Origin of the sequence: Methylophilus flavus, from assembly GCF_042678905.1 — a bacterium.
In the GTDB taxonomy this organism is placed as follows: Bacteria; Pseudomonadota; Gammaproteobacteria; order Burkholderiales; family Methylophilaceae; genus Methylophilus; species Methylophilus flavus.
On sequence record NZ_JBHTLN010000001.1, the window covers coordinates 1,413,498 to 1,426,750 of the forward strand.

The 13,253-nt window shown below is 46.8% G+C and carries 13 protein-coding genes; all 13 read right to left on the bottom strand.

Going from position 1 to position 13,253, the window contains the following annotated elements; all coding sequences use genetic code 11:
• Positions 1-11: 11 nt before the first annotated feature.
• The 13 genes from ACFQ2T_RS06915 to ACFQ2T_RS06975 all read right to left on the bottom strand — a co-directional run bounded on the left by ACFQ2T_RS06915 (position 12) and on the right by ACFQ2T_RS06975 (position 13,251).
• Positions 12-902, bottom strand: a complete 891-nt coding sequence (locus ACFQ2T_RS06915) for an ExeA family protein (protein ID WP_379032313.1) — start codon at positions 900-902, stop codon at positions 12-14.
• 9 nt (positions 903-911) lie between these two features.
• Entirely contained in the window at positions 912-2,663 is a 1,752-nt protein-coding gene (gene mshL, locus ACFQ2T_RS06920) for a pilus (MSHA type) biogenesis protein MshL (protein ID WP_379032316.1), read from the bottom strand.
• 63 nt (positions 2,664-2,726) lie between these two features.
• On the bottom strand, positions 2,727-3,089 hold the full coding sequence (locus ACFQ2T_RS06925) for a hypothetical protein (RefSeq protein WP_379032319.1): 363 nt from the start codon (positions 3,087-3,089) through the stop codon (positions 2,727-2,729).
• A gap of 28 nt (positions 3,090-3,117) precedes the next feature.
• Positions 3,118-3,837, bottom strand: a complete 720-nt coding sequence (gene gspM / locus ACFQ2T_RS06930) for a type II secretion system protein GspM (RefSeq protein WP_379032322.1) — start codon at positions 3,835-3,837, stop codon at positions 3,118-3,120.
• A 15-nt stretch (positions 3,838-3,852) separates the two neighbouring features.
• Positions 3,853-4,725 carry a PilN domain-containing protein gene (locus tag ACFQ2T_RS06935; protein ID WP_379032325.1) on the bottom strand — a complete coding sequence of 291 codons (873 nt, stop codon included), beginning with the start codon at positions 4,723-4,725 and terminating at the stop codon, positions 3,853-3,855.
• A complete protein-coding gene (locus ACFQ2T_RS06940; protein WP_379032327.1) occupies positions 4,722-5,660 on the bottom strand; it encodes a hypothetical protein in 939 nt (312 codons plus the stop codon). Before ACFQ2T_RS06940 ends, ACFQ2T_RS06935 begins: the two co-directional genes overlap by 4 nt.
• A 276-nt stretch (positions 5,661-5,936) precedes the next feature.
• A complete protein-coding gene (locus ACFQ2T_RS06945; protein WP_379032330.1) occupies positions 5,937-9,020 on the bottom strand; it encodes a DUF6701 domain-containing protein in 3,084 nt (1,027 codons plus the stop codon).
• Between the two features lie 12 nt (positions 9,021-9,032).
• Entirely contained in the window at positions 9,033-9,479 is a 447-nt protein-coding gene (locus tag ACFQ2T_RS06950) for a hypothetical protein (protein WP_379032333.1), read from the bottom strand.
• Positions 9,476-10,219: a type II secretion system protein J gene (locus tag ACFQ2T_RS06955; protein ID WP_379032336.1), complete on the bottom strand. Its 744-nt coding sequence runs from the start codon at positions 10,217-10,219 to the stop codon at positions 9,476-9,478. The genes ACFQ2T_RS06950 and ACFQ2T_RS06955 overlap by 4 nt, the downstream gene beginning before the upstream one ends.
• Before the next feature lie 16 nt (positions 10,220-10,235).
• Entirely contained in the window at positions 10,236-10,850 is a 615-nt protein-coding gene (locus ACFQ2T_RS06960) for a type IV pilus modification PilV family protein (protein ID WP_379032339.1), read from the bottom strand.
• A 27-nt stretch (positions 10,851-10,877) separates the two neighbouring features.
• Positions 10,878-11,348: a pilus assembly FimT family protein gene (locus tag ACFQ2T_RS06965; protein ID WP_379032342.1), complete on the bottom strand. Its 471-nt coding sequence runs from the start codon at positions 11,346-11,348 to the stop codon at positions 10,878-10,880.
• 9 nt (positions 11,349-11,357) lie between these two features.
• On the bottom strand, positions 11,358-11,810 hold the full coding sequence (locus ACFQ2T_RS06970) for a type II secretion system protein (protein ID WP_379032345.1): 453 nt from the start codon (positions 11,808-11,810) through the stop codon (positions 11,358-11,360).
• Positions 11,811-12,036: 226 nt separating this feature from the next.
• Positions 12,037-13,251, bottom strand: a complete 1,215-nt coding sequence (locus tag ACFQ2T_RS06975; RefSeq protein ID WP_379032347.1) for a type II secretion system F family protein — start codon at positions 13,249-13,251, stop codon at positions 12,037-12,039.
• Between the last annotated feature and the right edge of the window lie 2 nt (positions 13,252-13,253).

Here is a 13,253-nt window from a genome sequence, read left to right on the forward strand (position 1 = left end):
CTCACTGCCCGCTAGCGGCCAAAACCAGCCAGCGCTGTATGTAGGGTCAACCACCATTTGAAACCATGGCTCCACCAGCGGTGCTGTGCCTTTACACTAGCCTGTGTATCTAGGATCGCCGCTTTCACGTCTTCGGCAGACACGCCTTGCTGACCACGGCCATAGGCAGAGAGCAGGGATTTATGCGCCAGAATATTCAGCAACCTGGGGATGCCATTGGCATAGCGATAAAGCAGATGCATGCTGGCAGATGTAAAAATCATGCCACCCTGGTATCCGGCCACATGCATGCGATGATTGAGGTAAAAACTCAACTCTGACCATTGCAGGCCCTTTAACTGGTATTCGAAACTGATGCGCTGGCGCAACTGTCGGATGGAGGGATGATTGATACGTTCTTCCAGCTCAGGCTGTCCGAAAATGACCACCTGGATCAATTTGCGTTTTTCGGTTTCCAGGTTACTGAGCAGGCGCAACGCTTCCAGGGTTTCCAAAGGCATGGCTTGCACTTCATCCAGGCAGACAATCACATGTTTGCCTTCTTCGGCATAGGTGAGCAGCTTGCGATGCAAGGCATCTATCATGTCATGGTGGGTAAAATCCGGCTTGAAAGCGACACCAAACTCGGTCGCCAGGGTCATTAGCAAAGCATGCGGGTCAAGATAAGGGTTAGGGATAAAGGCGACTTTGCAGGTGGATTCCAGCGCTTTAAGCAGGCGGCGGCACAACAGCGTCTTGCCCGTGCCGACTTCGCCTGTGATTTTAACAAACCCTTCCCCGGACTGAATGGCAATCAGCAGCGTGTTCAGCGCCTCTTGCAGACTACGTGTCGCGTAATAAAAGCTGGTATCCGGGGTGATAGTGAATGGATACTCTTTTAAACCAAAGTGTTGCAGGTACATAACCCGCTCCTAGAAGCTCTCACCCTTCAGTTTATCAATTCGGCCCTGAGTTTCAAGCATATCTTCAGCCCAGTTATCTCCACCACGTACTACCGTGGATTTCAACAGGATAACCAATTCCGTTTTACGGGTGATTTCACTCTTCTGGCGGAACAGGTTGCCCAGATACTTGATATCGCCCAGACCCGGCACTTTGGTACGAGTGTTATCGATAGACTCGGACATCAAGCCGCCAATTGCGATCACATTACCATCCCTGGTGCGTACGATACTGTCAGTTTCGTTAATGTTGGAAGAAGCGGTCGGGATAGTATAAACACCGCCGTTTGCACTGGACAATGTCACGGTCCTGTTAACCTGCGTCACATCGCTGACGAACGGGTGTACGTGCAGGATGATATTGTCGTTCTTATCGATTTGCGGTGTCACATCCAGCGAAATACCGGAGAAATACGGTTGCAACTGGATATCCGGGGTCACGATCGCACCGCCAGTAGTGGTGGTCACATTGGTTCTGACGTTAGTTACAAAGAACGCATCATTACCGACCTTTAATACCGCTTTCTGATTATTAATGGTGGCAATACGTGGGCTCGAAAGCACCTCTACATTACCCTGTGTTTCCAGGAAAGTAAGCAAAGCAGAGAAGCCTTTACCCTGCACGGCAAGTGCAAATACCGAACCACCCAGTCCGATAGCAGAATTATTATCCAGGAAACCCGGATTCGCTGCTGGTGAAGTGGTGACATTGCCATCCGTGATATTGCCTGTGTTACCGTTGACGGTGCTGTTACCGCTGACATTACCGACGGTCACATCTCGACCACGCATAAATCTCGCTGCCGACCAGTTGATCCCTTGTTGTGAATCTTTATTCAATTGCACCTTGAGGATTTTTGCTTCCAGAATAACCTGGCGATCTACCGTAACCTGCATCAGGCTCAGGAATTTCTCGACCTGGCGAATTTCCTTGGGCATGGCTTTAATCATGATCAAGCCTGACTGTGAGTTGATCACCACCTTACGGCCACCTTCTTCACCAATCATGCTGTTCAGCGAGTTTGCCATTTCGCCCCAGAAATCATTATTGGTACCCATGCTGACATCAGATGCATACACCTGGAGATTGGCAGCGCCACCACCGGAGGCCGCTGGTGCACCAACAGCAGTACCACCGGAAGCTGCAGCAGCCTGGCCTCCGCCACCACTTGAATTGCTCACAGTGCCTGAAGTTACTTTAGTAGCTGAAGTACCTTTACGTGCGCCACTGATGTAGTTCACCTGGAACACCCGTGTCTGGATATTTTGCGGTTCAACAAAAATCTGTTTGCCGGTCATTTTATATTCGTAGCCGTACAAATCACGCAAGGCATTCAACGCTTCAAATAGCGTTACGTCTCTCAAGTTAATTGAGATATCACCTTTGAGATCTGGGCTCAGAGCAATGCTGTAAGGACTGCCGGAAACAATACCCATCAATACTTGGGTAGCGGGCGCTTTATTCACGACCAGGTCAAATCTTGGCTCAGCACGCTTGGCCAATGATTTTGGCGGCTCAATACGCAACGGCTCAAACAGTTCATCGCTCACCTCTTTAGATAGCGGCGCGACTTGTGCCTTTGCCAAGGCTGCTGATTTGCTCAGCTCACTCTGGATTTTAGGGTTGATTGATGCATTGCTTGGCGCAAATGGATTGCTGTTGCACCCTGCCAGTCCGGCACCAATGATCACCACACCCAACGTATTCACAAAAGTTTTCATAGCAGTCTCTCAATGTGTTTTTAACCTGGATGTTGAACATTTCAACAAGCAGATACTTATTACTTATTTCTTTGCTTTTTTAGTCTTTTTAGCTGTTTTAGCTTTTATTTTTGCCGGCGGCTGGGTTGGTACGATATAGCTGCTCAGCCCCAGTCCAATTACTTTTTTCTCACCTGTTTTACTGATAAATACTGCCTGCTGGTTTTTTACCGAAGCCAGTTTAAAACCGCTGTAAGTCTCACCCACTTGCACCATTTGGCCATTGACCACTGCAAATCCGCTTTTGCCGTTGTGTTGCAAAGCGGTCAGCTCCCATGGCTTTTCTACCTGTTTTTCTGCATTCGGCAAATATTCCATCACTGAAGGCGGTGGTTTGGTAGGATCAACCACCTCCGCATACGCTGCGCCCTGCACGAGCATTAACATCCACACTGCTTTTACTAATATGCGCATGCTAGATCCCCAACCATGCATTCTCGCCACTCAGGGTATATACCTGAACGGTCAGTTCACTTTCAGGATATTCGGCTTTCAGCTCCGCGTTTTCCCATGCCACTCTCTGGCCAATGGCTTTCAGCGATTGCGCATAATCCATCAGGGAAAAGTATTTGCCTTTCAGCCTGACTTTCACCGCATGCTGGTAAACGTGCGGGACGTTCTTCCAGTTATCTTCAGCCGTCGTATCCTGCGGATTATTGCCGGCAGGTGTTTTTTGTTCCTGTATCAGTTTTCTTTGCTTTTCAATAAAGTCGACCACAGGCAGTGATTGCATTTCAATCACCTGCACATCGGTATGCTTGTGCAATAGTTTCTTCAGTAACAGCACCATTTCCTGTGGCGGTACCATGTAGGCAGAAATTTTCACCAGGTCTGAGGACTGGCTGGCAATTTTTGCATTGACATCATCAATATCGCGCTTGAACGCATTGCTTTCAGGCTGTGGTGCAGCCTGGCTGGCAATGGTCGTCATCTGCTCGGTCAATGTTGCCGTGTCATTCTGTATCTTAAGAATCTCTTGTTGCGTGCTGGCTAACTGCGCACGTTTTGGCTCCAGCAGAAACGTATCCAGTAAACCGACCACAGCAAACAGGCCTGCGCCAAAAATCATCCAGCGCTCGCGTTTAGAGAGCGCCAGCCATTTACTATTCAGTGTGTTTAACTGTTCAAATCGCATCAGAATTGCACTTTCCTATGGCTGCTTAGCTTGTGGTTTCGCGGCTGGCTGCTGCCCGGTCTGACTGACAAAGTCATCCCAGCTCACGGCACTGACGGGTTTGCTTTTATCGCGAAGGTCCTGGCCCTTGACATCAAATGCATAGACTTTCAGTTTGGTGGCTTCTTCAGGCACGGTTGTACTTGCTGGTGCCGGCGTTGAAGATGGGGGTACAACAGCATTTGTAGCAGTAGCGGCACCAGTACCTTTTCCTGAAGCCGTTGGTGCAGGTTCTACAACAGCGGCCGACACGGGAGCTGTAGTGGCAACTGTAGGCGCTTGTGGCGCAAGCTGCTTTTGCAATTCGACCTGTTTGAACTGCAACCCGGAAAACTGGGTGCCTTCAAACACACGCTGCGCTGACAACAAATCCAGATATAGCGGGATATCTTCAGTTTGCAATGCCTGGCCAGACAGTGATACATGCTGTGCAGCTGGCTCAATTTTAAAACCAGTCAACCACACGCCCGATAGCTGCTGCGAGGCTAACCCACGCATGTAATCGATCAGGTGATAAGCATTTTCGGAGATGGATTGCTGGAAAATGGCCAGCATCTGAGATTGCATGTCAAACCGGCTATTCAGGTTTTTGAGCTCAGCTTCCAGCTTGCTGTTATCCACAGGCACAGCTTTTTTGGCAAACTCATCTACCTTTTTTTGCATACCTTCGTACTGAGACACAGTTTGGTTACGCTGTGCCAGCAACTGTGCATTTTCAGATTCAATCCCGGTGTAGAGATAAACCATTACAATGGCAGCCAGGACGTATATCCCGACTACGAAAGATAACGTAAACCAGTCTTTGGACTTTACCAGCCCGCTTTCAAACAGGTTGACCTGCTGACTCATGCTGCAGCCTCCTGACGCAAAGCCGCGCCCAATGCAGGTAGTAACATGGCCTGCTTCTCCAGGCTGGCAAAATCCTGGTTAGGCGGCAAATTGACGATATCTTCCAGATTGAATACATTGACCGGCACATACAGGCTGGTGCTCAGCCCGCTGACCAGGTAATCACGGTTAGCGACCGGTGAAACCACCAGGCGGTTAAGGCTTAGATAAGGAAACTGGCGGTCAAAGCTATCCAGTGAGCGTTGCAGCTCCAGCACAAGTTTATCAAAGTTGCTTTGGTATAACTCGCTTCTGTCATTCAGAAAGTCTTTGTCCAACTCGATCAGGCGCGCATGGTACAACTCACCTCTGGCGGTAAATGTCAGCAGGCAACCTCTGGTAAGCATAGTCAGCATGACCAGGGCACGGTCTTCGGTTTCCAGCAATTTGGCGATATTACGCTGCACTAACGCATGCACATCAATAGATTTCAGATTGAAACCGGCTTCCACAATCTGGTTACCAATCTGGGTCACAGTCGCTTTTCTGGCACAGATCGCCAGCATGGCTGGCTGGCGGTTGGCATAAGCAGGGTCGACAGGCACATCCACACCGTCTACCACGGCCTGTTCCACTGAATAGTCCAGCAGATCTTTTACTTTCCAGCGCAATGCCTGCTTGATCTCGGATTCAGGCATGGTGGGCTTTTCAATTTGCAATACATTGTATTGGTCCACATTCAGCATGACATTACACGGCATAGCCTTCAGGTCATTTTTTGTCACAAAATGCCGCAAAGTGGAAGTCGCCTGCAATGGAATCTGTTGAATCGCAGCGAGCGAAACGGTTGGTTTAGCGCCATCCAGCCCTGGCACTAATGCCACGGTGCTAACATGCATATCAGTGAAGCTCACCCCCACTTGTTGCTTGTTCTTTTGTCGTTTAAACCAACTCATATACATCCATTAATATGAATAAGAAAATTATTATTTAAAATCAAAGCATAAGACAAACATTTTAAAGTTAATCATAAAGCATTGCTTATTGATTGACCACAATTTTGACGCTGACATTACATGCTTGGTAATGAAAGGCCTCGACATGTGGTATTCATTACAAAAACTGTCAGTTGACGAGCTTTCTATAACAGGTAGCAACTTTAGTGCCTGCTTTGACACTTCAATCCACTGATTAAAATAATAAAACCACCTGTTCAGGTGGTTTTGAGTGGGCTAGTAGTTTTCACGCATGTAGATGATGGGGGCTTTGTAGATGCCGAAGGAGGCTCGGCCTGTCGGGTCTGGCACTCCGAACCAGGGAATAGCTCCGTTGATAGCATTAGCTTCAACTGCGTTGTTACAGGTCCTCTCACCTGCGGTAGCTGCTGCAAGATTCACTTCAAGATCAACACTTCCAGTATTTGGTCTGCCATCTCCACCAATACCTGGCGCAGATAGAGACATATTGAGCACCCCATTGTTCATGAGTGGACCGCCGGTTAACCTTGTTTCACAAGCATTTAGGTTACCTTGATAGTTTCTCATTACCACCGTTCGAGGGTCTATGCTAGTACAACTATCACCAGTGCTTCTGATAAACGTTGTCCCATTCCAGAATTGCGACTCAATCTGTACTTGCAGTGGCAGCAGTTCAGATCCATGTGCTGGAGTAATCGCGATTCGGCCAAAGCGATATTGGACTCCCCCAGTCAACGCAGTTTGATCTGATGTGATTGTTACAATGCCATCAACTTCTTGAGGTCTAGCTGAAATTGTCACTGATTGCGGACCAATAGCAGCTGCAGGGCGACTCAACCTATGACGAGCCGTAACATTTGCAACTCCATTTGCCCAAGTGCCGCTCGCTGGAGGCGGGTTTGTTATCTGACTGGGGCCCAATGTTGCCCCGTTAAGAGGCGTCGCAGTGAATTGATAGTTGTTCCAAACAGCCAAATTGAAACGGGCATAATCACCCGTATAGTTCTGCGTTATTGTTGGAGTTGTAGCTGCATTCTCTGCATTCATGCGAAAAGTTGTAACGACCCCAGGATCTTGTCCATAATATACAAAACCATTGCAACCCAAAGTTGTAGGAGTGCCGGGGATTAAGGTAAAGTGATCTGGGGTAAAACGCCCAAAATAATAACTTTCACCTGTATTGCCAAATCTGCACCCGTATTTTTTTGGCGTGCCTGAACCATTATTGTCGAAAGCAAGCGCTGAATTTTCACAATCCCCTTTTGCATTATCTACTGATGTAAAAGTATCGTCATAAACATCGTATGGCCTAAATTTGAAATGACCAACCTCGCTATACGTGAATGCACTCCCAGAGCTAGAGCCTGAGACTGCAGGAGTGAATAATCCTGAGACCACTCCGACTGAAGGCGCACCAGGATGTGCCAACAATGGCGTATAGGGGGTTAAGTAAGGAGGAGTGATAAGTGGATCCCTTAACTTGATTTTTGGAGTTCCATTATATCCAGACTCCCCACTTGTCGCAGTTAGGTTAAATGGGTCTCTGGAGGCCCTAAAAACAGGCACAGATGTTGGAGAGGGTGTCAAACTTTGCTGAGTTTGACTCGCATTGTTAGAAGTAATACTTAATGCAGGCGGACGGACTGCAAAATTATCACTCGAACAACCTGTTTTGTTTAAAGTTATATCCCGAACTCTACATCTTAATATTGGATTAGATACTTTTGGATAGGCCCCAAGCAAGGCATCTGTAGCTGCAAAGGTTACTTTTTTCCGACCATTATCTGATGCAACAAAAGGCACTATTTTGGTTGCTACGATATCAGTCTGATTCACTCCACAAGTTTTAGTGTTGATATCTTCCACCACCAAATCCACAATGAGTCCTAACGCGGCGTTATAGCCTGTAGATTGCGTCCCATTAGCCAATACGGCTACGATATCAATATCAAAGTCATTCCCAAGCAGTTTCGTATAAAGAGGGTTACGAGCTGCTGGAGTTGTAGTCAAGTTATTGTAGGTAAGACTATTTTCCATGCATTCAAATTTGTCCACACAAGGCGTATTAGTAAATGTAAAACTACAACTCTGTGAGTTGGTAGCTGTGTTCCAACATTTGACGCCACTCAAGGGCGCCTTGGTTAAACCACTGGCACCGAGTGTGTAAGTTGCAGCCGCACTACCTGTTATTGTTACGGTATCGATGGAAGCATTACTACCAAGGTTGAACGTTGAATCTGGGTTAGCTGTTACCGCAGGTGTGGTTGGGGAAACTGTTAAATCCCCAGTCAAAAGACCTGTAGACACTAGCTGATTGCTTGGACATGGCACTGTCGAGGAAAGACATGCTAGCACTTGGATATCTACAGGACATAATGTACCAGTGCCTGAATGGCGAATTTCCAAATGGTCGTAATTTGGTACGAAAGTTGACCCAACTACGAAGTCATAACTAAAGGTGTAGGTACCCGGCAAGATAAAATCATATTCAATCGCTATCCCTGTATCGATCTTTGTTGTTGATATTGTGTCGCTTAATGAATTTGTTTTTGCGATAGCACAAGCATTATTGCTGCTGCTCCAAAACGAATCCCATGCGCCTACACAATAATGATCAAAGCTTTGGTTTCGTTCACGAAAAGATTCAACCACATCCAGATTTGCAGGCAAACTGCTGCTCGATGGGCATGGCGCATTTGTACCGCCTGACAAGGGGTAAGTACCCACAATCTGCCTGCCGTTAGTATCTGTATAACGTACGCCACAACCCCTATCGTCTCCACCGAGGTAGGTATCTACTGCATGATAATAGCGCACGGGATTTGAACTGCTGATGGGGTACCCTAATGGAATGACCAAAGTCACTTCTGCCGTGATGTAATCAAGAGGATAAGTGTACTTCCAGTTTACAGTGACACTGGGGCCTGCAACGAGGGTACTGAATCGTGGCGCACTAAATTGTGAGGTAGTGCTTTGTGTTACACCTTGCGAGATTGTAGCTGGAGCAGGTGTAGAAACCGTGCGGTTAATATATGCTGTAGGAGTTAAGGTACTTGGAAAACCGAAGTGATCAGGTCCGATCAATCCACCATTAGCTCTCAGGTAAATACCATTATCCAGCTGTGTATTGCTCGGTATAGCGTTAGGGTTATACAACTGCCCGGTGTTGTTCAGCCTACGAACTTGAATTTGGGTGGTATCTTCGATATAAGTATGCAAACCATCGCCTGCATTAAGTCCACCACCAGAATTCAAACGTACTGTGGCCGCATAAAGATTACTCGAGCAAACCAGCCCTATAGCACTATAAAAAAATATTTTTTTAATGAATCCGTACACTACGTATTCCTTTTAGTTACATTCTTCACCAGCAGGATTGTTGTATCTGCACCTGCTGAGTGTGACGGTAATTCTTCGTTCAATGTAATCCTGGGACCCTGCCACTCCTACAGAAGCTGTCGATACAATATTGTATATACGAATATCCTGCGTTGTGCCTTTGTCCGTCCAATCAGTATGGGTACAATTGAGCACGATATTAAAGCCATTGACAGTAAATGGTGCTGGTGCCGGCGGACAATTCGCCATGTTGGCGGGTGTTAATACATGATATGCTGCCCATTCCGTCCCTGCCCTTGCTGCCAAATAAGCCTGCGAACCTTGTACATCCTGAATCGTCCCCATATTGGCAAGCAACGCCAAGCGCATAGCATAGCCTACCAATGCTGCCAGTATGACCAGTAGAAATATTGCCATAGGCAACATAAAACCTTTTGTGCGATAAACGATGCATTTCATGGCGAATTCACCACATTAATCAGATTCAATAGCCTTGCCACTCCGCCATTTTTTGTGAGTTCCAATTGTGCCGTTATCACGCCGGTGTGCTGCATCACGCCTTCGGTGTAGGTAAAGCTGCATGAAGTAACATTGCCTACGACAACATTGGCATTCGCTCCGTTAAAGTTAGCCGGATGTGCCGAAGGAATCGCAATATTGGTCACCATCAGCAAACGCTGATTTGCAAGATCACAGACATAGGCAACTGCACCGTTAACAATGTAAAAACGGCTGGCGGGAGAAGGTAATGGGAAGGTAGGGCCGACAAACTGCAGTTGATTCAGATTGTTACCTGGAGCTGCAAAATTACGAATAGTATCTCCATTGTAAACGTCAGCACCTTGTATACCGAGGTTATAAATGACCAGCTGGTCAGTAGCAGCCACGGTCACTGTGTCTCCCAGCACTCTCAAACTGTTAGACCCGAAATCATCTTGTTGGTAGCGGCCACCGGCCTTGATGGGTACGAACTCCACATAATCGCCAGCGGCTGAAACCCAAACACTATTTGGTAAGGCATTTCTGATATCGCGCGACATCCGGCGCAATGAAAAATCTGCGCGGTCGGCTAATTCGTAATAGGCCTCAGAGTTGACATAAGCCATTACCGAATGTCTGATAAAGGTCGAGGAAATGCCACCGATAATGGCTGTAACTGTAATGACAACGACCAGCTCTACCAGCGTAAAGCCATTCATTGATACCTCGGATTTTTTAAACCCTCGGCGCATAACGAACCTTGAAACCAGTCAGACTGATACGGGTATTAGCAGGGCCATTAACAGTCACCACAATGCTCAACACAGCATCTGCAGGCAATCCGGCAAAAGGCGCCGTGCCACCGACTTGAGCGATTGCCACCGCAGCGTTATAAGCAGCCAAACCAGGAATCGAGACATTACTACCAATACGGCAAATGCTCGCACAGCCACCGCCAGGCATGGTAAAACCGCCATAGTCTGCTACATTATCGAAAGGATTTATTGGATTGTAACGGCTTTCACCCGCTGGTCGCGGACCAATGCCGTTTTGTGAAGTAGCACAGTCAGCATAACCTACAGCAGAAGCAGCATTTGGGTCATCAGGGTCACAAAATGTGAAAGGCATCTGCTGGATTTCCTGCATCAGGGACTCAGCAATCGCAATGGCTTGCTTACGCGCAAGAGGGTCTGCAGAGTGACCACTCATCCAGGCTAATGCTCCAATCACACCAGCTATTGCTGTCGTTACAATCACTATAAAAACAACCAACTCCACCAACGAAAATCCGCGATTGGACTTTCGGCTGTGAATAGTTGTTTTGTGTGTTTGATTGTTTTTTTTGATCATATGAAACCGCAACTGATAAGCTAATGGTCAGCGAATATAACCAGTGTTAGCCTCAATATTTATCGCAACCGCTTGTACTGCATTTTTTCTGTTGGTTACAGTGTAGGTTGCTGCGTCATTTGGTAAAGCCTGCCCTGAAGCTTCAAACCCTAAAAAATTATTGGGTGGCGTGACTCTGACATTTCTGGAAAATGTCATCACATATGCCACTCCTGTTTCAGGATTGAGAACTGCAAGGGGACAATTAGGATCATTCGTAAAACATAATCTAACGGTACTCGGCTGCGCAACGGTATCAGTGATTGCAAATACTTGCCGTCGTTGAGCAACCGCAGTTTTTTGTGCATAGCGCAGAGTAGATGAAAGCAAACCCGCGTCTCCGCGGGTTTCAAAAATATCACCGCTTGCAAATCGAGGTGAGGCTACTCCTACCATGATTGCCATTAAGGCAATCACGACCACCAGTTCAACTAGAGTAAACCCTGATGAATGCCTCATACATGGTAATTAGTTACAATTTGCCGCAACCACAGCAGGTTGTAAGTTAGCCGTGTTGACCACTCCTGTATTCGCGTTATAAGTAAAGGAGCAGTTAGCGAAACCTACCGCATTGAATGTAGCTACAGGCGCAGCATATGCCACCGCATAACTATTTCCATCAAAGTTTTGCAGCGCCGCTTGAATGCCGCCCGCTGCCGACGTAGGGTAACCAACGCCAGCAACAATATCAACGTTTACACCGTCCATAGGCACTTGAGCACCTTGCTGACCCGCTGCTATCCACGCAGCACGTGCCATATTACCGGCAGAGCGAACTGAAGCTGCCAACCCATTCATACTTGCCGCACGTGCATTTGCCTGTACGTTAACAAATCGTGGTAATGCAGTTGCTGCCAGAATACCCAATACAGCAATTACCACTACCAATTCAACCAATGTAAAGCCAGCCTGTTTTTTCATTACCAAGACTCCTAATCAAAATTCCCTGCCTTTATTATCACAGTGACAGGTTCAAACTGCGTTAATTTTATGTCAGCAAAAAGTATGCCAGACAATTTTGGTCCATACCTACAATCAGCTTTAAACATCAAATCCATAACACTACTAAATCCAAATTTAATAATAGCCTTTCATCGGCTAATTACTTTTACCAATAAGAATCAAAAAAATTGGTCATTCTTATCAATTAGCCACCTTTAAGCATTACAGAACTCATATCCCATATTGGCAAGAAAACGCCTAATGCCAAAACCAACACTAGCGCGCCTAAAAACATAATCATAATCGGTTCAATCTGAGCACCTAGCGTTTTAACGTCATATTCCACGTCTGCTTGATACATATCTGCAATTTCTTGCATCAAATTATCTAAAGAACCAGATTCCTCACCTACCGCAATCATTTGCAGCACCAGGGGATTAAAGACGCCAGTTTGCGTTGCAGTCCTGAGAATTGTTTCACCTCGCTCTATTCCGGAAGACATACTGAGAATTTTGACAGAAATGTAATCATTTTCTACGGTTTGAGATACCAGTCTTAATGCAGAGAGAATAGGCAATCCACTACGCGTCGATAGCGCAAAACTTCGCGCAAACCTGGCCATGGTGCCTTTAAAAATAATCTTTCCTGCAATTGGGATGCGCATTTTAATGCGATCCCAATTCGAGCGTCCGGCAGCCGTACTGATATAAGATTTAAACGTCCAGCCAGCCCCTACTAGCATCGCAATCAATACAAACCAGTAATTGCGCATAAAGCTGGAGAATGCAATCAGTATTTTAGTAATAAAAGGCAGATCGGCATGCATGCTGGCGAAGACTTTTTCAAATTGCGGAATCACCATGATATTAATCACGACAATCGCGATAGCCATCGCAGTCATCACAAACATCGGGTAGCGTAAGGCTGACTTGATTTGCCCGCGCATAAAACGCTCGAATTCAATGTGCTCCGCTAACCTGGCGAAAATGTTATCAAGATTACCGGTGGTTTCACCTACACGAATCATGCTGATATAAAAGTTATCAAACACTTTAGGGTGCTCAGTCATCGCCATTGACAGTTCTCGTCCAGCATCCAGACTTGCGCGCAACTGACCCACCACACGGGCCAGTTTTTGATTGCCCACCGAGCTTTGGATACCCGTGAGTGCACGCATAATCGGGATACCGGCTTTGAGCAAAGTAAACATCTGGCGACTGAATAACATCACATCCAGGCTGGTAACCTTTTCTTCGAACAGGTTGAAAGCAACGGCAACCGCCGCTCTTTGCTTGATTTCAATAGGCGTGATTTTTGACAACATGAGTGCTGAGCCTAATGCGTCAAGATCTGAGGCTTCCTGCGTACCGGAGACCATCAAACCATCTTCACTACGTCCTTTGTAATCAAATACTGGCATCC

Excerpts from the sequence above, each read along its gene's own strand:
- ACFQ2T_RS06915 (WP_379032313.1), bottom strand. The coding sequence starts at position 902 with ATGTACCTGCAACACTTTGGTTTAAAAGAGTATCCATTCACTATCACC.
- mshL (WP_379032316.1), bottom strand. The coding sequence starts at position 2,663 with ATGAAAACTTTTGTGAATACGTTGGGTGTGGTGATCATTGGTGCCGGA.
- ACFQ2T_RS06925 (WP_379032319.1), bottom strand. The coding sequence starts at position 3,089 with ATGTTAATGCTCGTGCAGGGCGCAGCGTATGCGGAGGTGGTTGATCCT.
- gspM (WP_379032322.1), bottom strand. The coding sequence starts at position 3,837 with ATGCGATTTGAACAGTTAAACACACTGAATAGTAAATGGCTGGCGCTC.
- ACFQ2T_RS06935 (WP_379032325.1), bottom strand. The coding sequence starts at position 4,725 with ATGAGTCAGCAGGTCAACCTGTTTGAAAGCGGGCTGGTAAAGTCCAAA.
- ACFQ2T_RS06940 (WP_379032327.1), bottom strand. The coding sequence starts at position 5,660 with ATGAGTTGGTTTAAACGACAAAAGAACAAGCAACAAGTGGGGGTGAGC.
- ACFQ2T_RS06950 (WP_379032333.1), bottom strand. The coding sequence starts at position 9,479 with ATGAAATGCATCGTTTATCGCACAAAAGGTTTTATGTTGCCTATGGCA.
- ACFQ2T_RS06955 (WP_379032336.1), bottom strand. The coding sequence starts at position 10,219 with ATGAATGGCTTTACGCTGGTAGAGCTGGTCGTTGTCATTACAGTTACA.
- ACFQ2T_RS06960 (WP_379032339.1), bottom strand. The coding sequence starts at position 10,850 with ATGATCAAAAAAAACAATCAAACACACAAAACAACTATTCACAGCCGA.
- ACFQ2T_RS06965 (WP_379032342.1), bottom strand. The coding sequence starts at position 11,348 with ATGAGGCATTCATCAGGGTTTACTCTAGTTGAACTGGTGGTCGTGATT.
- ACFQ2T_RS06970 (WP_379032345.1), bottom strand. The coding sequence starts at position 11,810 with ATGAAAAAACAGGCTGGCTTTACATTGGTTGAATTGGTAGTGGTAATT.
- ACFQ2T_RS06975 (WP_379032347.1), bottom strand. The coding sequence starts at position 13,251 with ATGCCAGTATTTGATTACAAAGGACGTAGTGAAGATGGTTTGATGGTC.